Source organism: Sphingobacterium multivorum, from assembly GCF_039511225.1.
In the GTDB taxonomy this organism is placed as follows: domain Bacteria; phylum Bacteroidota; class Bacteroidia; order Sphingobacteriales; family Sphingobacteriaceae; genus Sphingobacterium.
In genome coordinates, this window is the sequence record NZ_CP154261.1 from 5,763,381 (window position 1) to 5,788,740 (window position 25,360).

General features: G+C 42.0%; 15 protein-coding genes and 1 tRNA gene. 4 read left to right on the plus strand and 12 right to left on the minus strand.

The window, feature by feature from the left end:
* Positions 1 to 62: 62 nt before the first annotated feature.
* Complete coding sequence (locus AAH582_RS24035; protein WP_046673099.1) at positions 63 to 1,298, plus strand: glycosyltransferase; 1,236 nt, start codon at positions 63 to 65, stop codon at positions 1,296 to 1,298.
* 4 nt (positions 1,299 to 1,302) lie between these two features.
* Here AAH582_RS24035 and AAH582_RS24040 read toward each other — a convergent pair whose 3' ends face one another.
* Both AAH582_RS24040 and dcd read right to left on the minus strand, forming a co-directional pair.
* Entirely contained in the window at positions 1,303 to 2,412 is a 1,110-nt protein-coding gene (locus AAH582_RS24040) for an MBL fold metallo-hydrolase (protein WP_343320801.1), read from the minus strand.
* A complete protein-coding gene (gene dcd / locus AAH582_RS24045; protein ID WP_046673098.1) occupies positions 2,412 to 2,948 on the minus strand; it encodes a dCTP deaminase in 537 nt (178 codons plus the stop codon). The genes AAH582_RS24040 and dcd overlap by 1 nt, the downstream gene beginning before the upstream one ends.
* Positions 2,949 to 3,067: 119 nt before the next feature.
* Here dcd and AAH582_RS24050 point away from each other — a divergent pair, with 119 nt between their 5' ends.
* Both AAH582_RS24050 and AAH582_RS24055 read left to right on the plus strand, forming a co-directional pair.
* Positions 3,068 to 3,709, plus strand: coding sequence for a 4'-phosphopantetheinyl transferase family protein (locus AAH582_RS24050; RefSeq protein WP_343320802.1), 642 nt, complete (start codon positions 3,068 to 3,070; stop codon positions 3,707 to 3,709).
* A 110-nt stretch (positions 3,710 to 3,819) separates the two neighbouring features.
* A tRNA-Glu gene (locus tag AAH582_RS24055) sits at positions 3,820 to 3,891 on the plus strand.
* A 358-nt stretch (positions 3,892 to 4,249) separates the two neighbouring features.
* On the opposite strand, the gene AAH582_RS24060 is transcribed toward AAH582_RS24055, so the two are convergent.
* From AAH582_RS24060 to AAH582_RS24095, 8 genes are all read right to left on the minus strand, one after another.
* The gene (locus AAH582_RS24060) at positions 4,250 to 5,596 is read right to left on the minus strand and encodes a BT_3987 domain-containing protein (RefSeq protein ID WP_286834679.1); all 1,347 of its coding nucleotides are present in this window, start codon (positions 5,594 to 5,596) and stop codon (positions 4,250 to 4,252) included.
* A gap of 22 nt (positions 5,597 to 5,618) precedes the next feature.
* Positions 5,619 to 7,460 (minus strand): RagB/SusD family nutrient uptake outer membrane protein, encoded by a 1,842-nt coding sequence (locus tag AAH582_RS24065; protein ID WP_343320803.1) that lies wholly within the window; start codon positions 7,458 to 7,460, stop codon positions 5,619 to 5,621.
* Between the two features lie 11 nt (positions 7,461 to 7,471).
* Complete coding sequence (locus AAH582_RS24070; RefSeq protein WP_343320804.1) at positions 7,472 to 10,789, minus strand: TonB-dependent receptor; 3,318 nt, start codon at positions 10,787 to 10,789, stop codon at positions 7,472 to 7,474.
* A 180-nt stretch (positions 10,790 to 10,969) separates the two neighbouring features.
* Positions 10,970 to 12,142, minus strand: a complete 1,173-nt coding sequence (locus AAH582_RS24075; protein WP_343320805.1) for a FecR family protein — start codon at positions 12,140 to 12,142, stop codon at positions 10,970 to 10,972.
* A 204-nt stretch (positions 12,143 to 12,346) separates the two neighbouring features.
* Complete coding sequence (locus AAH582_RS24080) at positions 12,347 to 12,925, minus strand: RNA polymerase sigma factor (protein WP_336830601.1); 579 nt, start codon at positions 12,923 to 12,925, stop codon at positions 12,347 to 12,349.
* Between the two features lie 141 nt (positions 12,926 to 13,066).
* Complete coding sequence (locus AAH582_RS24085; RefSeq protein ID WP_343320806.1) at positions 13,067 to 15,850, minus strand: sugar-binding domain-containing protein; 2,784 nt, start codon at positions 15,848 to 15,850, stop codon at positions 13,067 to 13,069.
* A 6-nt stretch (positions 15,851 to 15,856) separates the two neighbouring features.
* Complete coding sequence (locus tag AAH582_RS24090; RefSeq protein ID WP_343320807.1) at positions 15,857 to 19,225, minus strand: DUF5107 domain-containing protein; 3,369 nt, start codon at positions 19,223 to 19,225, stop codon at positions 15,857 to 15,859.
* 63 nt (positions 19,226 to 19,288) lie between these two features.
* A complete protein-coding gene (locus AAH582_RS24095) occupies positions 19,289 to 20,665 on the minus strand; it encodes a sugar porter family MFS transporter (protein ID WP_046673090.1) in 1,377 nt (458 codons plus the stop codon).
* Between the two features lie 129 nt (positions 20,666 to 20,794).
* On the opposite strand from AAH582_RS24095, the gene AAH582_RS24100 reads away from it, so the two are divergent.
* On the plus strand, positions 20,795 to 21,688 hold the full coding sequence (locus tag AAH582_RS24100; protein WP_336830597.1) for an AraC family transcriptional regulator: 894 nt from the start codon (positions 20,795 to 20,797) through the stop codon (positions 21,686 to 21,688).
* A gap of 165 nt (positions 21,689 to 21,853) precedes the next feature.
* Here AAH582_RS24100 and AAH582_RS24105 read toward each other — a convergent pair whose 3' ends face one another.
* Both AAH582_RS24105 and AAH582_RS24110 read right to left on the minus strand, forming a co-directional pair.
* Entirely contained in the window at positions 21,854 to 22,633 is a 780-nt protein-coding gene (locus AAH582_RS24105; RefSeq protein WP_336830596.1) for an enoyl-CoA hydratase/isomerase family protein, read from the minus strand.
* Positions 22,634 to 22,638: 5 nt separating this feature from the next.
* Positions 22,639 to 25,131, minus strand: a complete 2,493-nt coding sequence (locus AAH582_RS24110) for a DUF5686 family protein (protein ID WP_343320808.1) — start codon at positions 25,129 to 25,131, stop codon at positions 22,639 to 22,641.
* Between the last annotated feature and the right edge of the window lie 229 nt (positions 25,132 to 25,360).

Consider the following 25,360-nt stretch of genomic DNA (forward strand, 5'->3'; position numbering starts at 1 on the left):
TGAAAATGACTAATTGTTAATTTTTCGTCAATTCTTTTCACATTAATCAGTAATTTTCCGGCATGAAAGAGAAAAAGGTTTTGTTCATCGGACTGGTATGGCCAGAGCCAACATCTTCAGCAGCGGGCTTCCGTATGATGCAATTAATTGAGACGTTTGTTAATCGCTCTTATCAGATTACATTTGCTTCTGCTGCTGCCAAATCGCCGTATAGTGCACCTTTACAATCTCTCGGGATCCGGGAACAGGCCATCGTGCTGAATAGCAATAGCTTTGATGAATTTATTGCTCAGCTTAAGCCCGACATTGTTGTATTTGACCGCTTTATGGTAGAGGAGCAATATGGTTGGCGTGTTGCACAGCATTGTCCAGATGCACTCCGCGTACTTGACACGGAAGATTTGCATTTTTTGCGTCAGGCGAGACAGACATCTGTCAAAAATAACGGTGATTTTTCCTTTCAAGCGTTATTTACCGATACGGCCAAACGGGAAATTGCCGCGATATTGCGCAGTGACCTCTCGTTGATCATTTCCGAATCCGAAATGAAGATTCTTATCGAAGAATTTCGCATTTCACCCGATATTCTTTATTATCTCCCTTTTCTTGAAGATGAGATCACTGCTGCAGATGTGGAGCAATGGAACACCTTCGAAGAGCGCAAGAACTTATTATTTATTGGAAATTTTATTCATGAGCCCAACTGGCATACGGTACAATACCTAAAAACACAAATCTGGCCGCAATTACGGAGGATGCTCCCCAAAGTGGAATTACACATTTATGGCGCCTACGCAACCCAAAAAGTACTTCAGTTAAACAACCCAAAAGAGAATTTCCTGATCAAGGGCCGAGCGGAATCTGCTCGTCTAACCATGGAAAGTTACCGTCTACTGGTGGCTCCAATACAATTTGGTGCCGGTGTGAAAGGGAAGTTTATCGACGCCATGCAAACAGGTACACCAGCTGTCACCACGAAAGTTGGTGCAGAAGCCATGAAGGGCAATTTGGACTGGAATGGATTTATCGAAGACGATCCCGAAACGTTCTGCCGAAAGACTGTTGAGCTCTACGAAAATGAAGATCTTTGGAAAACGGCCCAAGAACATGGTATCCGTATTATCAACGAACGTTATGAAAAACGAAAGTATCAGTCCGATTTTATGACTAATCTATCTTTATTAAAAGTACAGATTGACAGGCATCGTCAACAAAACTTTATTAGTCAGATATTATTGCACCACACGATGCAGAGCACGAAATATATGTCTTTATGGATCGAGGAAAAAAATAAATAGATCCTTAGTTAACTTCCCGCCACCAAGGGGCGTATACGGTATCTAATTTATTCAAATGAATCATTTCCCCTATTTTTGGCGTAAGCAGTGTGATCTGTTCTTTGTTCGCCGTCTCGTAAAATTTCTCCATGGGCTCTTTCCAATCGTGCATCGCCAACGCGAATTTCGAAGAATGAACGGGCAAAACAGCTTGGGCTTTCAGATCCTTCGTTTCAGCAGCCCATTCATCAGGTAACGAATGTATATAATGCCAGGCGTCATTATACTGTCCATTTTCCAAGATCGCTAAATCAAAAGGACCAAATTGGTCACCTATTGTTTTGAAGTGCTTACCATACCCGCTATCTCCCCCCAAGAAAATGCTGTACTTAGCGGTTTTTAACACAAAGGATGTCCACAAGGTATTATTCCGTGTAAATCTACGTCCCGAAAAGTGCCTTGCGGGGGTGAAGGTTACTTGAAAATCGGGCGCCAGTTTTACCTGGTCATACCAATCCCCCTCGATGATCTGATCGGACTTGTATCCCCAAGATTCAAAATGCGCCCCTACTCCGAGACCACAGATCACCTGACCGACTTTATCCCGCAATTTCACAACAGTCTCATAGTCCAGATGATCGTAATGATCATGCGAGATAAACAAATAGTCAATTTTCGGAAAAACCATCGCCGCATAGTCGACCGACATCTTAAATGCTTTATTGCTACCTGGTATGGGAGAAGCATTTGAGCTGAATACTGGATCTACCACTATTAATTTTCCATCTAACTTCAATAGATAGGAGGAGTGACCAAACCAAATCAGCACATCATCTGCGGGAAGATGTGCTAAATCGCATTCCATAGCGGGCAATACACTGATCGGTTTTAAGTGGGGATTCTTGTTGAAAAGGAAATCCCACAACAAAGAGACCATATTCACATCGCCTTTCAACGATGGCGTTACTTCGAGGTTATGAAAAATACCATTTTTAAAATTGGGGGACTGTTTCATACGTTCAAGCCGAGCTCCCTTGAAACTTCCACCAAACATTGGATGAACAAAATAATAAAGCACGCTACTGATGAGCGCAATCAATAGCGTCGCTAATACAATCCATCCGACCGTTTTCATTAGAAGTTATTCTTCCACATCATCGACTCCACCGGACGGATGGTCTTGCCATTGTATTTTGCATTGCCTTTGGTGTTATAAAATGTCTCGATATCGCCTTCTACAGCAAAATAGATCAATTGTCCAATTGGCATTCCTGCGTAAACCCGAACAGGCTGAGCAACCGAAATTTCCAAGGTCCAGGTATTACAGAAACCGACATCGCCCTTTCCTGCAGTTGCATGGATATCTATCCCTAAGCGACCAGTACTCGATTTGCCCTCTAAAAAAGGAACATGCTTATGTGTTTCGGTATACTCTTGCGTAACACCTAAATAAAGGGTGTTGGGCTCCAAGACGAAACCTTCTTCCGGGATTTCAAAATGCTGAATTTCATTGTGCTTCTTGGCATCAAGTACACGGTCTGCATACGTTGCCAAATATTTCCCCAAATGCACATCGTAGGAATTTGTTCCTAAACATTTACGATCAAATGGTTGAATGACAATGCTGCCATTTTCAATCTCTTCGAGAATTCTTTTATCAGATAAAATCATGTGTATCAAAATAGCAAAAGCATCAGGCCACGCTATACAAATTCAAAAATACAGTTCTCCCACTAATTTTACTTCATTTTTCAAAACAAAAATCTGCGATTTGTTTTTTAAATTTGGGTATGAGTCTAGTGTATCTACGTGAAATTGATAGCCAAACCAAATTTGCAATTTGGCGAATTGAGGAATCGGACGACGATTTACTGTCGAAACTTCAATTGGATGAACGTGAAAAAGCGAAATTAGGGTCTTTCAATAAAGGGAAAAGACGGTTACATTGGCTTGCCACCCGTGTGCTGTTGCGCACCTTATTAAACACATCCCGTTATATAGATTGTCCATCTGATGCAAATGGCAAGCCTTTTCTCGCCAATTTCCCCCAAAAAATTTCACTTTCACACTCATTTGATTATGCCGCAGCTATGATCAGTACAAAAGGAGAGGTGGGTATCGACATGGAAATCATTAAAACAAAAGTAGAGCGCATCCAACATAAGTTTTTAAAACCTGCGGAGCTTGCATTCATCGCACAGGATGAGAACCGATATGAGCAGCTTTATGCCTGCTGGTGTGCTAAAGAAGCGATTTATAAACTTCAGGGAAATGCAGGTGTCTCCTTCTTGAATAACATGACCATACAACCATTCGACTATCAGGTGCAGGGCATATTAAAACTCGAACTCCACAGCGATCAACATACACATCTATATGACGTGCATTACGAGAAGTTCAATGAATATATGCTCGCTTACGCTGTAGAATAGGTTCTTTAAAAAAATAATTTTTCTCAATTTCAATGAATTAGCACACAGACAGCACTTTTTTTTTGCGCTTTTTGAAAAAGCTTCTATATTTGCATCATCGAAAACGATATGGCCCGTTCGTCTAGGGGTTAGGACGCAAGATTTTCATTCTTGAAACAGGGGTTCGATTCCCCTACGGGCTACAAAAAGCGACTTCAAAAGAGTCGCTTTTTTTATTTAAAGCCTATACCATTTATGTTCCCTAGCCTCCTGAAAAGCGTAGTACATATCCAGTGTTATCCCCTTCAAAAGGATACAACCTAATCTAGTGGCCTTTCTCTTCAAAATTTCCAAGTCGCATCCCCTGTGCGAAGTAGGTCAGCTCAGCTTCGCTAAACAGCAAACCAGCATAAGGAAAGTAGAAACTTCCGGTTTACGCCATTAAGCACCGTCGCACTTCAAGCAAAAAAGTCACTCCGGAAAATGGAGTGACTTTCAGATCTGCCAAATTGTATATTAGACTATACTTGATGTTGTATTATAGCTAATTTCGGATGTATTTTATAATCCTTTGACATATACTTCTGCTATAGCAGATGAAGGCGGACGATTACTTGCTGTTACCGTACATTTTAAATAACGGGCTTTTGTCGTCGGAACATTCACGGCCAAAGTCGATTTGGGACTGTTTGTTCCGAAATCAATCTTCCCTATTGGAACATATGTTTTATTGTCATTACTAGTCGAAAACTCAACGACTTTTAAGTCATTATTCCATAACCTTCTTGTTAATTCAATCATCATCACATTATATTCCTTTCCAAAATCTATTATGACATAATGCGGTAATGGGGGTTCTCCTCCCATCCAGACATTATGCCAGTAGGTATCGGGGTTCCCGTCCAATATATTTTCCTTTTCACCTCCGCCAATCCATTCGGAAGAAGCCGCAATTACTTTCCAGCCACTACGGGGGATATCCGGCGGTTGAAAGGACACTGGAACCAATATTGTGGAAGCATCAGGGTTAATACCATTTTTTGAAACAGACTTAATCCGTAAAGGCAACGCATACTCCCCAAATAAATTGGTTGTTCCATCAATAAGTCCTTTTTTCAGAATAGTGTATGAAAAACTCGTTTTATTCTCCTTTTCAGCAATTTTATAAGGCGCGGGTAAAAGCTGATAGGCCGCTTTTGGTAGTAATTTCAACTTCTTATCGTCTGATACCGTTCCGTTGTAATTATCCAAAATCACGGGATCCACTTCAATTTCATAGTCAAGATTCCATTGATTGGGATAATTGGTGACCAATGTCGCTTTTCCTACGACCTGTTCAGCTCCTGTGGGGCTCAGTTTGATCTGATCAAGCTGCAGACCCGGTGAAGTGAATTCCAAAAATGGGTCTTTAACGTTAGGAATCAACAATGTCGTTGCCATTTCAGGTTTCAGTGCATGCAACACCCCACCCTCTGCTTCAATGCGGCAAGGAAGCACATATAATTCCTTATATTTTCCTTGCAACACTTTTATGCGCTCAGTATCAAAAGCAATTGCGATATCCTGCAGATAATCCTTTTTTTCAAAGGCTAGTGTTGTATTTGCAATTTTATAGCAATCAGTGGGAAGCAGCTTATAATTTGTCCCTTGCTGCGCGTTATAGGCTGCTAGGTACGCTTCGTCAATCTTGAAGTTTATCTTTGCTTCCTGTTGTCCAATTCCAGCCTTAACAACAGTTACATTATAATCAAATTTTCCCCAGTCAAATACCGTTATTTTATTCTCTTTGAAGTCTCTGAAATAAATGGTGTCGTCGACCATGTTGTTCATTCGATCATCCTTTTGACATCCATTCATCAGGAAAAGTGTCAACAGGAGAACACAATAGGATATATAATTTCTCATCATTTTCAGTATTGTTTAATAAGTACTACCATCCATAGTTCTGTGTAATGTTGATCATCTCGCTCAGTTGCTTTTGCTGTATCGGGAAGAAATAATGTTTGGCCTGAAAACTTCGCTTTCCAGGAAAAACATCTTTGGTCCGTTCCCAAGAGGATTCATAAGAAGTTGCGGCAACATTACGGGTATAATAGGGCTCATTCATTTCTTCCTCTGCAATCATCCAGGTTCTCAGATCGGGGTAACGATGGCCTTCAAATGCCAATTCGACCATTCTTTCTTTTCGCAGCAATACCCGCAGGAGTTCTTTATTTCCCCGAACCTCTGGATAAGCAACTTCCAAGTCGTTCAAGCCGCTCCGTTTACGTACCAGGTTGATATATTTTAACGCCTCCACTTCATCACGAGCAGTTTTTTCATTGCAAGCCTCCGCGTAGTTTAGATAGATCTCAGCCAAACGATAATATGGCCATGCAAACTGCCCCCAGTTACCTGCTTCGATATCATTTGTTGGATCACTCATTCTCCGCCACAAGTAACCTGACTTTACGCAGTCCCCTGTTTTCGTATAAGAAGATGTTCCGCCGTCAAAGAATGTCACCTGTCTGGGTTGAGGTTTTGGATTGGTCCAATACATTCCATTTGCCAAAATGGATGCGTAGAAACGTGCATCCCTTCCGACACAACTGTTGTGCGCCTTAAAGGAGGCAAAATTGTCTAACGGATGTACATAGTTATCTGTAAATCCCGTTTCTTGGTATCCTGATTTTTCATCAATTATAGGCTGTCCATTGCTACTGTAACCTGTAATCGGGTAGCGTCCTGAACTTGCCATCGGATAGCTGTCGACCAGTTTTAGCGAAGGTGCATAACCGCCCCAGCCCATCGTCACAACTCGCGGTGGAGCCGTACGGACGTTATAATTGAAGCCGTCATCAGACCATCTTCCCCAAATAATCTCCGAATTCCACTTATCAAAATAAATACCCATGTAGGATTTAATTGCACGTCGAAAAGAGTTCGTCTCTTTGTTATCTTGGTAAAGTGCATACACATTCAGATCAATCAACGCCTTGGCAGATTTGGCCGCAAGCTCCCATTTATTGGGATCTGCGGTTTGTGGAAATAAGAATTCACCGCTTTTATTCCTTATTCCTATATAAAGTTTCGCTCCGTTAAATAGCGGCCTAGCCATATACAGCAGTAATTCAGATTTTGCGGCCATCACAGCCCCTTTTGTCAATCGACCATACCAGGCTTGATCAGTTATTTCCTGTGGCAATACGGCACTTGCTTTATCAAATTCAGAAACTATGAAATCCACATTTGTCTGCAAAGACATACGATCAACTGTTGTTGGATCAATTTTACTATCGGGAGCACGATCGCCCCATACAAATACAGGTCCATATCTTTTTAAAAGCAGATAATAAAAATAGGCTCTTAAAAAACGGGCTTCGGCTTTCATAATATCTTTAGTAGCAGCACTCAATTCCACATTTCTATCAATATTTTCAATGAAAATGGTTGCCTGATTAATCCCTTTATAATTCTGTTCCCAAGTTGTATAATCCTGGGTTGTCACGCCCCATGCCCCATTCGCAAAGTTAAGCCATGGAACCCAGGCTACCCATGAAAATAAGGCTTCATCACTCAGCGGAACATTTCCGCCTTCACCATTGAACATATCATGTTCTATAGGCAAATAGCCATACACCTGAGCCAGATACTGTTCCGTGGTTTTCCGTTTATTAAAAACCTCTTCTAAAGTCATTTGATTTTCTAGATCCACGTCGAGATATTTGCTACATGCCCCGAGGGAAAATACCAGTAATAGGCAGGAAATCGAGTATATATACTTTTTCATCATTATCTTTCAGATTAAAGTGTTACACTTAAACCAACATTAAATACACGCATTTGAGGATAGCTGCTTCCTGAAACTGTTTCCAATTCAGGATCCCACAACTTGAACTTACTGAATGTGAACACATTTACGCCTTGTGCATAAATACGCACGATTGACATTTTCCATTTTTCCGTGAGCTGCTTTGGCAACGTATAGCCCAATTCTAGATTCTTCAAACGAATAAAGCTCATATCGCGTTGCCATAAAGTGGAAGCTTGAGAGTTATTGGCAATATTAAATGAGAGCCGTGGATAAGTTGCATTTGGATTAGGGTTGTCTGCACTCCAGCGGTGATCAGCGACATCCGAATAGATCTGTCCATAGCCCCAGATGTTGCCAGTCTGACCATATAGAGGTCCTCCCGCTATAATCCGGGATATTTGTCCGACTCCATGGAAAAAAGCCGATAGATCAAATCCCTTCCAAGATACACTGGCGCCAAATCCATAATTCCATTGCGGCATATCTGTATCACCTATCGCTACTTTATCTTCTTCTGTAATTTCGCCGTCTCCATTGATGTCCCGATATTTTACATCACCGGGACGTATCACATCGCCATAGCGTTGAATCGGGCTATGCGCGATTTCCTCTTCTGACTCAAACAGCCCCAAAGCAATTAATCCGCGCTGCTGTCCCCAACGTTGTCCTATTTCAGACTGATATGCCCATCTTGGAATTGGCTTGTCATCAAATAATTTTTTATTTCGATTGTAAGTTAGATTACCCCGGACCTGTATGCCGACTTCCCCCTGGCGATGATTAAATTCCAAGGATCCTTCGGCCCCTTTATTTTGCATCTGTCCAATATTAACATAGGGTTTTACATTAATTCCCACGATGGAAGGCACACTTTCCTGAAGAATGTAAATTCCATCACGTTTCTCCGCAAAATAATCGGCCTGTATGGTCAATTTGTTGAAAAGGCTTAACTCAAGCCCGATGTTACGCTTTAATGCACTTTCCCAGGCAACCAGTGGATTCCCCGGATAACCGGTTGCTATACCCTGAAGATAATTTTTGCCACCAATGCCGAAAGAATAGCCTCCATCGAGCTTCATTTCTGAATTGTAAGCAAATCGACGTGAACCACCGATTTTATCGCTACCAATCCGACCAATTGACCCCCGAATTTTCAGAAAGTTAACGACAGGCAATAGCGACTTAAAGAACGCTTCATTACTAATAACATAGCCCATAGCCAAGGAAGGAAAGAAACCAAAACGTTTCTTTGGCGCAAAGTTCTCAGATCCATTGTAGCCAAAGTTACCTTCGATAAAGTAACGGTCCTGGTAGGAATAGGTCAAACGTGAAGCAATCCCCGTATTGCGATAGGGGAATGCTGCGATATAATCCCGTTCTGGAAAGTTATTTGTCCGCTCGCGCATGGAGAATAAAAATAGTCCTCCGACGCGATGCTTGTCACCAAACAACTGGTCATACATCAGGGAACTTTCAAAATTAGTCGCACGCTCTCCCGAATGATAGTCGGCTAAAGCAAGATAATCGCTGCCATTACCGTTATCTTTTAAAATAAGATTCCCTTCGCTGTCCCGCGGTTTTGTTTTGTCAACATAATAGGTGGTTGGTGCCTTTCTTTTGTCTAATGTCGAAGAGTTCTTTGCATCCCAGGAAAACTTAACATTCGCTTTTAAACCGGGAGTTATCAACTCCGAAAAATCTTGCGTGATACCAATCAACGACTGCGCATTATTCCAGAAATCCTTCGAAAATCCAGTGGTATTGAGCGAATAATAGGGATTTTGTCCTCCTTGTGGCTGTGCATAGGCGCCATTTGAAAATTGGGTAGGTGTTGCCACTGGTGTGGTGTGGAGCACAATATCATACATATCACCCAAATTTACACCTAATCGGTTTTTTGTTTCGTATTGATTGGAGAGGTTTAGGTTTACTTCAGTCGATCGAGACAGTCTAATATCAACATTCGATCTAAAATTAATCCGGTCAAAATTCACAGATGGATCATAATTCGATGTCTTTCGAGGCTGAAAGATACCGTTCTCTTTCATATAAGAACCCGACACGTAATATTTAATAAAATCTCCTCCTCCAGTCACATTTACATTCAAACGTTCATTTGATGTTCTCTTTTTAAAGATCTCTTGCATCCAATCCACATTTGGATAGACATCTGGATCTACTTTATTCACATATTTATTTATCTCTTCTTGTGTCAATGGGGCTTTTCCAGAAGCTTCAAAATTGATATCGTTATAATAATCTAACCATTGAGCAGCATTTGCCAATTTCGGTAGGACAACAGGTTCCAACATACCGCGCTCAACACGTGCATTGATACTCGGTTTAACACTTTTCTTTCCCCTTTTTGTTGTAATGATCACAATACCATTTGCTCCTCTTACGCCATACACGGCTGTGGCAGTTGCATCTTTCAAGACAGAGAATGACTCGACATCCTCGGGGTCTACGAGGTCCATGGGACGTTCGATCCCGTCCACCAATACCAGTGGACCGGTCCCACCTGCAAAACTGCTCACCCCACGTATCCAAAATGACGTTGCAGAGCCGGGCTCTCCCGAACCTTGAACCGTAACAACGCCTGCCATCTGTCCCGCCAATGCGCTGCTGATCTTAGCAACGGGAGTTTTTAACTGTTGCGGGGAAACGCTACTAATTGCACCCACTACGCTGATTTTACGTTGCTTTCCATAAGCAACAACTACAGCTTCCTCCAGATCGCTTACCGCAGGCTCCAAAGTGATCTTCAGCTGATTTGACGCACTAATATTCCGCTCAAACGACTGAAATCCTACGAGCGAAAACTGCAGCACCTTATGCTGATCTTCAATTTCCAAGGCAAATTGCCCCTGCGCATCGGTCTTCGTTCCAATAGTTGTCCCCTTAACCGCAACCGTAACACTTTCCAATGGCGCTCCCTTACTATCAGACACAACCCCTGTTATTCTACGCCGCTGCAAGAACACCGCGGTGCTGGAAGCAACTTGCGGAGAACCCACTTTGGCCATAATCAATACCGTGTTCAGATTCAATTCGTAAGTCAGGTTTCTTTCCGACAGAAACTCTTGTAGGACCTCTTTAAAGTTTTTGTGATTTGCTTTAATGGTCACTCTTTTTTGTTTGTTAATCAAACTGTTATTGTACAAAAACTCGTACCCCGTTTGTTTTTGAATCTCATCCAGGACGTCCACCAAACGTCCATTTTTTATATCCAATGTCACTTGTTGACCAAAGCTAGATGCATGAACATGCACCATGGAGATGATGAGGATTAGTATGCATACTTTCATCCTGATAAATGCTTTTACAAAGAATTTTTGTGTAAAAAAGCAACTTTTGCTATTCCTTTTATACATTTGTATAGGTTTGGTGTTAAATGGTTTATAACTCAATTAGGTTTATTTAATTGCTAAACTACGATCGGGAGTGTTGCGAGCACTTCCGATTACTTTTAGCTCAAAGTCTCATTGTTACATAACAAGGACCCTCCCATCCTGAATTTTAAATTTATAATTGGATATTTTTTCCAGCTGCCGGAGTAAATCCGAGAGCTTTTTGGTCCGCTTTATCATCCCCGTAAATTTATCGGTGGACGATGAATTCACCTTCACTTCTTTGATATCATACCATTCGCCCACTTTTTGCAAGACAGTCTCAATATTATCTTCTGTGAAGCGGAAGAAGCCATCCCGCCAAGCGAGAACCTCCTTTAGGTCGGCTTCCTGTACAGCAATTTGTTTCGTAAGCAGATTGGTTTGTGCCTGCATTCCAGGACTTAAAATCTGCTGATTATGCCCCGCACTTACAGCAACCTTACCTTTGATTAAAGTGGTCAGGATTTTAGTTTTGCTGAGATCAGAGGCAATATTGAATTGCGTTCCCAATACTTTGACCTGGGTTTGTTTCGTCTGAACAATAAAAGGTTTACTACTGTCATGGGTGACATCAAAATAGGCTTCACCATCCAAGAATACCGTTCGGGTATGTTCAGCAAAATGTGTCGGATAGGTCAAGCTCGCGCCCGAGTTTAGTTGAACTTGCGTGCCATCAACCAACTTCACGGTCAATGCGCTACCTTTTGGGCTCAGGAAAGTTCTCAGCTCGGACCTGCCCTCGCCATTATTTTTAACTTGATATACTACTGTGCCATCAGTTGCCTTAACGATGCTCAGACCGTTTTTGTCCAAGGTTTCAGGGTGATCTTCTGAAATTGAATATTGATCACCATTGGAAAGTTTAAGTATAGGCGCACCGTTTTCTGGCAAGGCGATTTCCCTTGGTGAGACGGCTTGTTGAAAAGTTGTTTGCTTCGCGCTTTGTTGGACCAGAAACAGAATTGAAAAACAAAAGACAACAATTGCGGCCGCGATCCCCCCCAATCTGATGTAACGCAGCTTTGATTTTTTTCCGTCCCCCATCTCTTTATGATGTCCGCCTATTCGACTTGAGATCTGATTTAAAACCTGATCCCTGTTAAACAGCTCCGAACGTTCAGGAACTCTTTCGCCCATACGTTCAAAAAGATCGGAGAATTCAGCTTCTTCCAGCTGATCCAATTTATCGAGCATCTCTTTCAATTCCGAACGAGAGATTGTATTCCTAAAATAATGGGTTAGCAAATAGCGTAGTCTTTCTTCTTGCATGGTCAAATTGGTTCGTACTTTCTAAGTATTTATTTCAGTACACCGCAAAAACAGAAAAGGACTACACGAAGAAATATTTTTTTTATTTTTTTTTAGATCCTTATGAAATTGTTATAGGTATAAAATTTTCAATGGAACTTCAGTCCAACTGTTTAGCATATCGATAACCAGTTAGGAGGATTCCATCAATCCATGAAATCCTTTTCAGAAAAAATAGAAAAATAAGGATAATAGCGGATTTCGTCCAGAACGGACTTGTTTTAAATGTTTCGATGCTCTGGCAAGATGGTTTTTTACCGTGTTTTTAGAAAGATTGAGTTCCGCTGCAATTTGATTGTGGGGTATTCCTTCAATTCGGCTTAATGTAAAAACGAGTTTTTGTTGTTCAGGTAGTTGAGCAAGGTAATTTTCAATTTCATCGGCAAGTTCCTTTCGTTCTATTAAACCATCGGCCCTATCCGAATGATGTTCAATATGGTAATATAGAAGCTCAAACGCCGAATGAGAACGTTTGATGCTTCTTAGTTTATTGAAACACTCTCTTTTTGTCAATACGTAAAGGAACGGCCAGAGATCCACATCCTGTTTTATAGTTTCTCTATTGGTCCACAGTTTCACGAAAACTTCCTGCACAACATCCTCGCTCCAACCTGTATCTTTCAGCAAGTGGAAAGATACATCGAAAATGCGGTCTGCATATCGTTCGTAAAGTTTTGGTAAAACAGCCTGCTTCCCTATAGAGAGCGCTTGGATCAAATTGGCTTCATCATTTTCTTTTCTCATAACTAAAGCTCCCAATCTTCAGTTTATTGGTCATTGTGCTTTTCAGGTAACAATTAGATTACAAGGCCAAGTTAACAATTATTTCTACATATTTATTTTAAAAAATCAAGCATGTTAAATTTTCCCAAAGCGATCTTATCGTTAATAGATCGCTTTAGGTTCGGATTTTTCCTGTGCTTCTTTGTAGCGCAATACCTGCGATAGCATAGCTGGATTTTCGATTACTTTGGGCCTAAACTTTGTACTGTTCATATACGTTAAGATAGAGCCTAACAGCTGTTTCGCCACGGGTCTGTTGGCTAGATCTGCCTCCAGATCAAACGAAGCAATCATCAGTTTGCCAGCTCCGACTGTCCCTTCAAAAAGAGAGGCTAATCTCCTATTATTAGCAAAGTTATCAATGAGCTCTACAACTGCATTCCCGCCTTTGATCTGATCCGTAATTAGCGTAGTCGATTTAATTTGGAGATCCCACCATTGCCAGTCTGTGTGATTATCTGTTGGGAAATCGGCAAATACAGGGTGTTTAGGGTCACAAAGTAGGCCCATGGTACCGGCCTGTTTTGGAAAATGTACTGGGCTCCAAAAAACAGGAACGAACTTTCCTTCAATGCCGTCTATTTTCTTCCAATCGGGATTTAAAAGCACCTTTTTCCCTTCTTTCAGTAAGCGCATTGCTTCCGCCAGTTCGCGCGTATAGCTCACTTCCCCAAAATCAACTGCGACCTGTTGAGGGTATACCCAAATATTCCAATGATTTTCATAGGATGTACCTTCCAGTTTAAGTTGAATTGTCAATTTCTTCGCCCGTCCAATTGCTTGTAATGGTACCTCAAAATGTCCCACATGGCCTTGATGCCCCTTTTCAATGGTCGACTGAAAATGTCCTTGTGCGATTATTTTTCCCCCATCCTTCAGGAACCAGCTAATCCCCTGATTCTTCAAAACCGCCTGACCATAATTACTCACATCGATAGAAGCTTCGAACGTTTCATTGTTGGTATATACAGCTTTCGCAAACTGGAGCAAAGGCACTACAGGAGCGCTAAATTGTCGAAATTCGGCCGCAGGAAGTATATCTTTACTGTCCCAAAAAGCATCTAATAATCCTACCAGCGCCGTTCCCTGACCTGGGAAATCATGAAGATCAAGGAGCTGATAACCGCTGATACCGGGTGTCTTCAATGCTCTTTCCATCTCCTCCTTATATAGAATAGCAGCCAATTTTCCTGAGGACATCGTATATGCTTTGGCCTTATGTAATAATCCCTTTTGTTTCAGATCTTCTGCTACAGAAATGAAGTTTAGCGGTTTTAGAACACCTTGATATTTTTTGATTTCGGCGAGATTGGGATAGACAGCATATTGTCCAATTTCATGCGTCACGACCGGAATCGAAATTCCTTCCAAAGCATTGCTATAATTTTTATTAAAGGTAGGTGCTTCACTATTAAATATACCTTGTCCCCGCACCCAGCCCCTGGCTGTCCACTGGGTGATCAGATAATCATCATAGGGTTCTTCCTTCACACCATGCCCTTGCTGGAATGTAAAAGAAGTTGCCGTATAAAGATGCCGTCTGTCTTTCTCCTTTAGGTGTTTTACTAAAGCATTCAGCGCGTTGAAATCACCACTCAATTCATTCCCCATACTCCAAAAGCAAAAGGATGGATGATTTCCATAGGTCTCTATTATTCGATCGGCCTCTTCATATAGAAAATTCATCACGCCCTCATCTTTACCAATATTATTCTCCCAGATCGGCAACTCAATCTGAAGATAGAAACCCAATTCGTCGGCAACAGCAAAGGCCGCCTCCGGAGGACACCATGAATGAAACCGCAGATGATTTAGTCCCCATTCGCGCGCTGTCCGAAAGACTTTCCGCCAACCGGCCTTATCCATTGGCGGATGTCCTGTTAACGGGAAAATACTGCATTCTAATGTTCCTCTCAAAAATAAAGGCTCACCATTGACTTTTAGCATTGTCCCATCAGTAGAAAGCTCACGCATACCTATTGAGGTACGCAATGTTGATACGGCATCTGCAGCTTTCAACTCCACACCGATGTCGTACAAATGCGGCGAAAATTCGCTCCAAAGTTTCAGTCTATCCCCAAGAAGGTAGCTTAGGTTGATCGTTGAATCCCCCCGCGAGAGCTGAATAGTTTTTTCAACTGGTGGTAGGGAACCCATGTTGTCTTTTACCGCTATTTTCAGTTTACCCACAACGCCCTTTGCTAGTTTGTTTCGGAGATTGATCTGCAGATTGATTTCCTTCTTCGCTAGATTAGGGCTAGCATACACCGACTTCAGACGCACCGCATCATAGGCCTGAATAGCAATCTTTCCAAGAATACCATTCCAAATAATTTGGGTGTGATCGGTATAAGCATGCGCCATATCATCAACGCTGATGGGGAGTTTTTTTCTGTTATCTACGCGAATTGTCAACCGATGTTTCTTCCCAGCTTTCAGAAGTGAGCTTAAGTCAAACTCATGCGGACTGACAAGGCTACGTTGCTTTTGGACCACTGCTACCCCGTCGATCCAAATCATGGACTCCCAAAGAACACGCTCGAGGGTTAAGATCATCTCCTTACCAGCCCAACCTGCCGGAATTGAAAGTTCCCGTGTATACCATGCTGCTCCCACATAACGATGTGCTCGCGTTAAATGCGAAAGTTGAGGTTTGGCAAGAGCAGGTGTCAACGTATTTAAGGCTCCTAAACCCGCATCATCTGTTGTTCCTGGTAATTTGATCGATGTTTCGAACGATTTACCAGCCCAGCCCTGCTCAATACCGACATCTTCGGGATCAAGCCGAACTTTCCACTCACCTGCAAGGTCAAGCTGATTTAGTCCATCTGCCCAGGCCGTGTAACTTTGAAATAGAATGACGAATACTATGATATAGCGATACATACGAAATTATTTCTTTAAAGAAGTTTCACTTAAGAAAGAATGCATGATAGCCTGGCTCCCTTGGTGATTGGGATCCAACTGCTGAACTTGCGATAAATAATCCATTGCCAGAGCACGATCCCCATTCCCCAAATACCCCAATCCCATGACATACAGACAATGTATTTTATTCTTATCATCCAGATTTTCCTCCCAAATATCCATATCAGGTAAGGAAACTGCAAAATAATCTATTTTAAAAGGCTTGTCAATATATAACTTTCCATGATCTATTAAGCATTGAAAGCGTTGTTCAGCTCGCCCTGGATCACCAAGCTCATGCCAGGCTAAACCCTGATAGAATATCTTATCTGGTTGTGGATCATTATAGAAAAGGGCTTGCTGGGGTTCATCAGCACCCTCTGTTGCTTTATAGAAATAAACCTTAGCTTCTTCTTCCCGACCCAATAAACGATAGACAAGCCCTTTATAATAGTGAATGTCGTTTTCCTCCATGGTAATCAGCTTACCTTCACCAAGATTATGTGGGTAATAATCAATTGCCTCTAGCAAGGAAAGCGCCTGCTGCAGTTCACTCTGCAGTATCGATTTTTTGGCCAATTCCAGCTGAGATATCGTGTACTGACGAGAGACCTTTCCTTCTCCTCCTTCCCAGGGCTTAAACTGCCGCGAAGCAAGCAACGTTTTCGCGCGCTCGTATTCGCCCAACAGATTAAACAGGGTGATCCGCTCCAAGAATAGATCATCTCTAAGCGTCACCAAATCCGGATATCGATCGAGTAACGCCAACCTCTCTTTGTAAGGACGGCCCTCCTTCTTGTAGAGCTGATGAAGCTCCATGAGTAAACGTGCATCAGTTTCATCCAATGAAAATGCCCGCTCCAATAAAGTCACGGCATCTTTCTTCTTGCCTATCCGATTATAATAAGCTAAGGCCAGATTGCGAAAAACGGTAGGAAACTGTCCATCCAACTGGATCGCATGCTCCCAACAGTCTGCCGCATCCTGATGCTGTCTTTTTCCATACCAAAGATTGCCCAAATAATACGAGGCCTTTGCGTCAGCATCATTTAAACCGATGGCATGTCGGAGAATTGCAATCTCTTCCAAACGATTTGGGAAACAATAGGTAGGATCCATGAGGATGGCTCGGTCACAGTAAGTTTTTGCCCTGTCATGCAAGCCTAACTGGGTCGCAAAATAACCTAACGTATAATATACCATAGGGTAAACTAAGGTTACATCTTCAATGTTTTTTTCCAGCAGTAACGATGCCTCTTCATACAGACCGGCATGCGCAAAATCCAATGCGTACTCTATCACACTATGAATATTAACCCGCGCTAAATCGAGAATAGGAGAAAAAATGGATTCTTCTTTATTTAACAGGTACCATTCGAATCGACAGCCCATATTAAAGGGATCCAATTCCATTGATTCCTGAATAAATGCTAAAGCGGCATCTTTTGCCCCAAGTTTTCTTAAAATAGAGGCCTTCAGCTGTCGTCCTTTGTGGTGATACCAGTTTCGGCTCAATGAGTGATCTATTTTTTCCAAAGCAGCTTTCCAATCGCCTCTCTTCGCATCAATTTGTGCCAAACCAAAATAGCCAGAATCCTTCCAGGCGGCATTCCAGGTTGCTTTGTAGAAAGCTGCATAAGCTCCATTCAAATCCCCAGATAGTTGCAGAGCTACACCTAGGTTGTAATAAGGTTCTCCATCATAAGGATTGGGATTACGCTCCGTAGCGCGTGCGATAGCGGTCTCAAAATAAGGAATCGACGCATTGATCTTACCGCTTCGCAACAAGAAAGCACCCATTGCATTATTACATCGGATATCGTTCGGTTCACGTCGCAGCGCTTCCTTATAATAATCCAATGGATTATAAGTTGCATGTCGGTACTGTTCCAAATGCTGTCCCGTCAAAAACAATTCTTCGATGGAACGAATATCTTCGGGTAGCAATGCTGCCTGTGCTGGTTTGGGCATATCTTTAGCATCCTTTGCCTGCTCTTGCTGGTAGACCAATATTTCATGGTTATTTTTATCATACACAGTCAATAGGAGTTCGGTTGGATCACCGTCCAATCCAGCAACACTTTGGGTATAAATATTCCGAGGAGAACAGTCCGCTTGCTCGTCCAAATAGATTTTACCTGCCGTATTGCGTAACAAAATACGTATACCTTCATACGTCCCCGTTGTATATAAGACAATGTGAGCTGTCTGCTCCCTAACCTCCATATTGAGCACCACATCTTTTGTTGCATTTTTCACCTGTCCGACCTCTGCGTAAGGCATAAAATACTGAGACCAGGATTTCACTTCATAAGGTTGTAACCAAGCAAAATCAGGCTGATTATCGGTATATACACCGGCCATCAATTCAATATACGGTCCATTTTCATCGGTCAAGTTTCTATCCCAGGCGACACCAAAATCACCATTTCCCCAGGTCCACTGTTTTTTCCCGGGTGAAATGTGATGATCGGCCACATGCAACATCCCCGCATTGGTCGCACCGGCCTCATAGCCGCCAACGAAATTGTATTTCGATTGAATGGCCATATAGGAGGTCGGAACAGGAATATTCTTGTATTGTGCTATATCAACACCAGCTGAGTAATCGTACTTGTAGTAAGTCCCCCGAGCAATTGGGAAAGAGGAAACCTCTCGCTTTCCATGATCAAAAACGGCATTGACGTCGGGAGGGAAGACGGAAAAATAGTCATCATTCACAACAACAGCCGGATTGGCCCACCACAGAAAGGTTTGTGGCAATGCTGTCCGATTATACACCTGAACCTTTATTTCTAGATATGCTTTGTCGGGATGCAATGTAAATCCCTGCATGGCCTTCATCCGAAACATACGTTCGATTTCGTTGCACCAAACCGTAATGCTTCCATCGCTGTTGTATTCGATTAAATGCTCTGTTGGCATAAAAGTAGTCGGTCGATGATGCTGTGGCCAATTAAATTCAATCCCTCCCGAAATCCAAGGGCCAGTAAGCCCTACCAAAGCCGGCTTGATCACTTCATTATAATAAACAAAATGTCGTTCTCGGACTTTATCATAAGCCATATGAACCCGCCCACCTAAGGCTGGAAGAATCATCACCTTGATATATTCATTTTCAAGAAATAGCGCTTGATAGATCTTATTTCGCTTCTGATCGCTAATTTTCTCTATGATCGGATAAGGATATACTACCCCTGAGCTACCTTGATATACGCGTTTTTCAGCAAATATGGGATTTTTCTCCATTGTTCCAATCTCGTATGTTGGAATAGCAACCTGCTCCTCCCATGCTTTTACAATCCCTTTCTGGTCTACTGTTGATTTTATAAGATAACGAGTTAATTCTGTCATTTTCTTGATACGCTAATAGGTTTATATAGGTCGAGTTGATTTCGTTGATGATCCGGGTGCCAATTATCCTTCCAGTTCTTGTTCAATTTCTTCTAAGCTTTTTCCTTTGGTCTCTTTCAATCGGCTCCATAGAAACAGACAACCGATAAAACAGACTCCACCATACAGCCAGAATGTACCAGCTGCACCCAGGTTTTGATTCAGTAAAGGAAACGTATAGGTGAGCACAAAACATGCAATCCATAATAACGATGTTGCAATCGCCATGGCCTGCGCCCTTACAGCGGTAGGGAATATTTCGGCGATAATTACCCAAGTTACAGGAGCCAAGGTCATCGCATACACCGCAATTCCGGCCAGTACAAGGAGAAGCACAAAAATGCCGCTGCAATTGAAATAATAACATGCTCCTAAGGCAATATAAATCACAAAAAGGCCTGCTGATCCGAAAAGCATCAATGCGCGACGACCAATTCGATCAACCAGGTACATGCCAATGAATGTAAAAATGACATTGATCACGCCAGTGATAATAATATTGAAAAGCATCCCAGAAACCGTATATCCAGCAGCTGTAAAGATTTCCTGGGCATAATTAAAAATAACATTAATCCCACACCATTGCTGAAAAACCGCAATAAAGCTTCCTAGCAACAACAACCGTAGCAGCTTCCCCTGAAATAAATTTCTCTTTCGGGATTTAGCCTGACTTAGTTCAGCCGCCTCGGCAATAGAACGTATATTTTCTGCTGCATACTCATCTCCACCCATGCGTAAAAATACACGTTTTGCCTGTTCGTGCTTCCCTTTTGTATATAACCAGCGCGGACTTTCAGGAATCAGGAAAAGTAGCAATAAAAAAATGACCGCCGGGATCGCTCCGGCCCAAAACATCCATCTCCACCCCTCTTGCGCATTCCAGGTTTCTAGCATAGATTCTCCGGCTAAAACCGGCTTTGCAATGAGCCAATTGACCACTTGTGCTGCAAGGATGCCCAGTACAATGGTCAATTGATTGATCGATACAAATTTCCCTCGACTTTCTGCGGGGGCGATCTCTGCGATATACATCGGTGCCAAATTGGAGGCTACACCGATACCTATCCCGCCCAAAATCCGATAGATAATAAAAGTGTCCAGTTCGGACGCCATACCGGTTCCCACTGCAGACATTATAAATAAAATTGCAGCAGTATAAATCAGCGGTTTTCTGCCATAGCGATCGGCCAATCCCCCCGAGAGCAGTACACCAACAAAGCTCCCCACAATCGCCGAAGACATGGCCCACCCCTGCAAGGCAGGATCGGATTCCAAATGAAAATAAGCCTCATAAAATGGCTTTGCACCACCAATAACTACCCAATCATATCCAAATAGAAATCCACCAATAGCGGCCACAAAAGTGATCAATAGCAGATAGGTCGTCGCAGTCTTTTGCATAAGAGTTTACATATTTAGATTTACTTAGGTAAAATTAATGGAATACTTGGGGAGAATCATGTAAGTGAACACGATAAACATGTAAAATATTACTATTTTTATACGAATAACCAAAAATAAGCCCGATTTATGAAACAAAACGAAGATGTCATCGCTGAAGGATTCAAAGGAGAAAAGGCAATTGTCCTTCCCTATGCCGTATGCAATTACCTGGAAGGCAACAACATCACATCAAAATTACACATCACACATATCGGCTATTATCCCAATGCTAAAAAACACTACCGTGATCGTCAAGAAGGATGTAAGGAATATATTCTGATTTATTGCGAAGATGGAAGCGGTTGGATAAAACAGGATGAAACAACGCACAACCTTAAAAGAAACGATGTATACATTATCCCGAGAGATAGCGCTCATTGCTATGGCGCAAAATCAAATGATCCCTGGAGCATCTATTGGATTCATTTCGACGGCACAGATGCAGTTCTTTTTCAACATATCATGGGCGAAGTGATTCATATAGATGACGCGGATTCAAACAAACATGCCAACCGCATCCAGCTCTTCGAGAGCATCTACAAAAACCTGGAAATGGGGTATAGTCCAGAAAATTTGGAGTATACGAGTTTTTGCTTTCAATATTTTTTAGCGTCCATTCAATATCAGGCTCAGTTTAGAGAAAGCAACCGAATTCAAGTAGACAATATCATACAGGATATCATTATATTTATGAAAGACAATCTGGAGAACAATATTAATCTGGACGATATTGCAGCACATTTCAACTATTCCAAATCACATCTTATTAACTTGTTCAAGCAGAAAACCTCTTACCCACCGATGGTGTATTACAATCAACTCCGCATGCAAAGGGCTTGCTCCTACCTGCAATTCACACTACTTAAGATTAAGGAAATCGCATTCAAACTTCACTTTTATGACCCCTTTCATTTTTCAAAAGCGTTTACACGGGAGATGAAAATGTCGCCACAGGAATATCGCAAAAAATATCAAAAATAATGTCGGTCAAAGCTTTCAGATCCAGATTCATGAGCCATCTTAACACTTGCCGCAAAACGATTGGCGCTCAATCCGAACATCTTTTCTTCGTCTTATTTTTACCTCTTCATCGATACTCAAACCTGACAATACACGGCTTATGGCGTTTCGCGAAGTACCGTGGCATTATTCAAAATTCGGTGTCCTTTTCGCTAAAAATGCAGAAACACCTTCTTTGAAATCTTCTGTTCCGAAAAGATGTCCGAAAGCATCCATTTCCACCTTATTCCCGTTTTGTTGTTTATCTTCAGCAGCGTTAATAGCAGTAATAGCATTTGCCACTGCAACGCGAGAACGCGTAAATATCTTATGGAGTATTTCCTCCGCCCGGTCAATGAGTTTATCCTGTGCGATCACCTCATTGACCAATCCCAGTTCATAGGCTCGCTGCGCGTCAATCATATCACCCGTTAAAATCATTTGCATAGCCTGTCCTTTTCCGATCAACTTGGGCAGACGCTGCGTACCACCATAGCCCGGAATCAGGCCCAAAGAAACCTCCGGCAGGCCCATTTTTGCATTGTCAGACGCTATACGAATATGGCAGGCTAAGGCCATCTCCAGCCCTCCGCCTAAAGCATACCCATTTATTGCGGCAATAACTGGCTTGGGAGAACCTTCAATAAGGTCCGAAAAAATAATATGTCCTCGTTCACTGAGCCACCGTGCCTGAATTACAGATAAATCCATAAATTCCTTAATGTCTGCTCCTGCAGCGAATGCTTTAGGCCCAGCGCCTGTCAGGATAATACCTCTTACGTGGTCATCGGCATTGAAATGCATGAAGATATCTTGCAATTCGTCAAGGGTTTCCTGATTCAAAGCATTCAGCTGGGGTTCGCGGTTAATGATAACGTAGCCGATGCTATCTTTAATCACATAGTTTAAATTTGAATATTGGACCATAATTGCTAAAAATTAAAATGTAAGGATGCTGTAAAGGTATCAGAAGGTATGCCTTCACCACCACTATAGCTTAATCTCTTTTTATACTCTAATCTAATCAGTTTAAAGATATTATCCACCCCTACTAGCCCTTCTACATATGGTTTGTTACGCACTGCTTTTGTTTGGATAATACCATTTTTGTCCGGTTCAAACTGAATATTTTCGGGCGTTACAAAGGGGTTGTTGACATCACTTAACTTTCCATAAAAAGCCTTAAATCCCGTCACTTCGCGCCACTTTAACCTTCTGAACAAAGGAATTCTATTAAAAAAGAAGCCATTCCAATTGTGGTAATACGTCAATTTCAAAAACTGATCTGAGACAAATTCCGAGGTAGCCATCAAGTCGAAATTGACCAACGGTCCTTGCTTATCTCTATTGACCTCTGGAAGTTCCAGTAAAGTATATGGCAGATGTTTTCCCCAAATTCTTCCTCCCGAAAATTCAAAATCGGCCTGCCCCGCCGGAGATAAAAATAAACGCTTGAAAATACTGAACCGTAACGCATCATAATTATAACCTGCGCCCCAAAATCCTTTCAGGCCTTTATTATATTGCAGGGTAAAAATGGGATATTTATTTTCTACGGTTCCTCTGTCGAGATTATGATAAGTAAATTCTTCATTCGGAGCCCAACGCAAAATCAGCTGTAGATCATTTGTATTGACTTGGCGAACTGTATCAGGTGAAGGTAGGCTATTGCTATAAAACAGATCACCGCGAGGCTGCCTACGTGTATGTGTAAATGCCGATCCTATACTGACATGATTACCGAACTCGATAAGGTGATCAATGCGATAAATATCATTAAACTGCCACTTATTAGGCTTGTTTTTTCCGAAAGAACGGAAAAAACCATCGCCCTTCAAAAACCCCAAACCACGTCCGGGTTCCATGACATCATGCTGTACAGTAAAGCGTAAATAATTAGCTGGAAACTGAACAATGCGTTCTCCGTTTAAAGTAAATGCTGTACTCAGGTAGTACTTTAGCTCTTTATCCTTATCGCCGTAGGCTGTATATCCTTCAATGTAGGCTTTTTCCGAAAATAAACGCGTCGTCCGACCACTCAGGCGCACACGGTTTCCTTCGTAATTATTCCGGCTATAAAGATATTCCAATGGTCCAAATTCAACCTTTCCTGCGTTGTAATATCCCTTTGCCAACAAATAACCCAATGCAACTAACTGGTTAAAAGAACGCATATGCTGTACCGAATCAACTTTTTGATACGCCCCTATTTCTGCACGGCTTAACGGGCTTGGTCTAACCCCTACTATGGGTACATGCGGGGCGGATTGGAGGAGATACCTTTTTTCAACAGGTACTCCGGCAAAATTCTCATTCGAAATAGAATCCGTACGATGCCCGAGGTATTGGGTTTCCCTGCGACCATACAATACGTCCGACTTGCTCCCGCCAAATAACATTTTCAGATCTGCACGAACGGGAAGCATACTGCCGTTTTTAAATTCACTATAGCTTAGATCTATCTGCACGTCATTTATCCAATTGATATTTGCCGTACGTCCGATATTCAGTGTGGCGCGGTGAACGGCGTACCTTGTATCGTCTGAGACCAGAAGGTCACCGTAGAAGAGCAGATCGATAGCCGATTTACCTTCAAATTGGAGCTCAATATAATCCTTCCCTTCAATTTGGATCGTATCTTGAATTTTGTATCTGTAAAACGCTGTAGCCCCCGTCGCAATTGGACTTAAGACCCCTTTGTTCGCGACCTGAATCGTATTATCATAGAGATCAACATCGCGGAGTATGGTCTGAAACCGAGTTTGCCAATTATCATTGTTAAAAAACCGTGGATTTAATTCGGTCTGATTGTGACTGATGATAAGTTTTTTACTGCGATTCGGATTATGGGAAGAATAGACGTTGGCATAGTTTTCCTCCAAATAGAAGGGTGCAATGGTCTGCCCCCGAAAAGCTGTCGAATCAATGTTTTCGAAAAGAAAGCGAAAGGGCTTTGGAAATTTTTTTGCTTTATCTTCAGGATTCACAAAACCGAATTGCGTCTTTTCATATTCATCAAAACGAATCTCAGGAATGCGGGTGTAATGGTTTTGTGACCGATGCGCAATAACCTGTTCGATCAGTGCTATAGCGGGGTCTTTGGGTTTCTTGTTTTTTCGATTGACCACCACTTCCTCTAATGTATTATTCGAGGCAATTAAATGCACGGTGAGTATGGAATCCTGTAAACGCCGAACATCTACTGTCCGCCGCTCATACCCCACTGCTCCAAATATAAGTTGTTTGTATTTTTTGATATCTGGGATCTTGAAATATCCAAGGGTATCGCTGCTGCCGCCACTATCTTCCCCTAGCCAATTGATTGAAACCCGTGAGATGCCTTTTCCGGTCTGTGCGTCGACAACCTTTCCACGAATAAAGCCCTGTGCATTTACTTTTCCGCCAATAAAGAAGAATAGTAACACACTTAAAACACAAATCGAAAAAGATTTAACACACACTTTAAACGCCATCTGCCAATTGATAGGATTTCTTTTTTACAATATACAATTTGTATGCAAGAGTTATACCAATAAAAATAAAAAAAGCACAGCTAAATCGCCATGCTTAAATAAACAACATGTATTTTAACAGAAACCTTCAGTTTTAACCTGCTTTAATTACAACGTTAATTATTGAAGGTTCCTATTGCCA

Bases quoted from the DNA above. Each gene is read 5' to 3' on its own strand.
- AAH582_RS24060 (WP_286834679.1), bottom strand. From the start codon at position 5,596: ATGATGAGAAATTATATATCCTATTGTGTTCTCCTGTTGACACTTTTC.
- AAH582_RS24070 (WP_343320804.1), bottom strand. From the start codon at position 10,789: ATGAAAGTATGCATACTAATCCTCATCATCTCCATGGTGCATGTTCAT.
- AAH582_RS24090 (WP_343320807.1), bottom strand. From the start codon at position 19,225: ATGACAGAATTAACTCGTTATCTTATAAAATCAACAGTAGACCAGAAA.
- AAH582_RS24080 (WP_336830601.1), bottom strand. From the start codon at position 12,925: ATGAGAAAAGAAAATGATGAAGCCAATTTGATCCAAGCGCTCTCTATA.
- AAH582_RS24085 (WP_343320806.1), bottom strand. From the start codon at position 15,850: ATGTATCGCTATATCATAGTATTCGTCATTCTATTTCAAAGTTACACG.
- AAH582_RS24065 (WP_343320803.1), bottom strand. From the start codon at position 7,460: ATGATGAAAAAGTATATATACTCGATTTCCTGCCTATTACTGGTATTT.
- AAH582_RS24035 (WP_046673099.1), top strand. From the start codon at position 63: ATGAAAGAGAAAAAGGTTTTGTTCATCGGACTGGTATGGCCAGAGCCA.
- AAH582_RS24040 (WP_343320801.1), bottom strand. From the start codon at position 2,412: ATGAAAACGGTCGGATGGATTGTATTAGCGACGCTATTGATTGCGCTC.
- AAH582_RS24105 (WP_336830596.1), bottom strand. From the start codon at position 22,633: ATGGTCCAATATTCAAATTTAAACTATGTGATTAAAGATAGCATCGGC.
- AAH582_RS24075 (WP_343320805.1), bottom strand. From the start codon at position 12,142: ATGCAAGAAGAAAGACTACGCTATTTGCTAACCCATTATTTTAGGAAT.
- dcd (WP_046673098.1), bottom strand. From the start codon at position 2,948: ATGATTTTATCTGATAAAAGAATTCTCGAAGAGATTGAAAATGGCAGC.
- AAH582_RS24095 (WP_046673090.1), bottom strand. From the start codon at position 20,665: ATGCAAAAGACTGCGACGACCTATCTGCTATTGATCACTTTTGTGGCC.
- AAH582_RS24100 (WP_336830597.1), top strand. From the start codon at position 20,795: ATGAAACAAAACGAAGATGTCATCGCTGAAGGATTCAAAGGAGAAAAG.
- AAH582_RS24050 (WP_343320802.1), top strand. From the start codon at position 3,068: ATGAGTCTAGTGTATCTACGTGAAATTGATAGCCAAACCAAATTTGCA.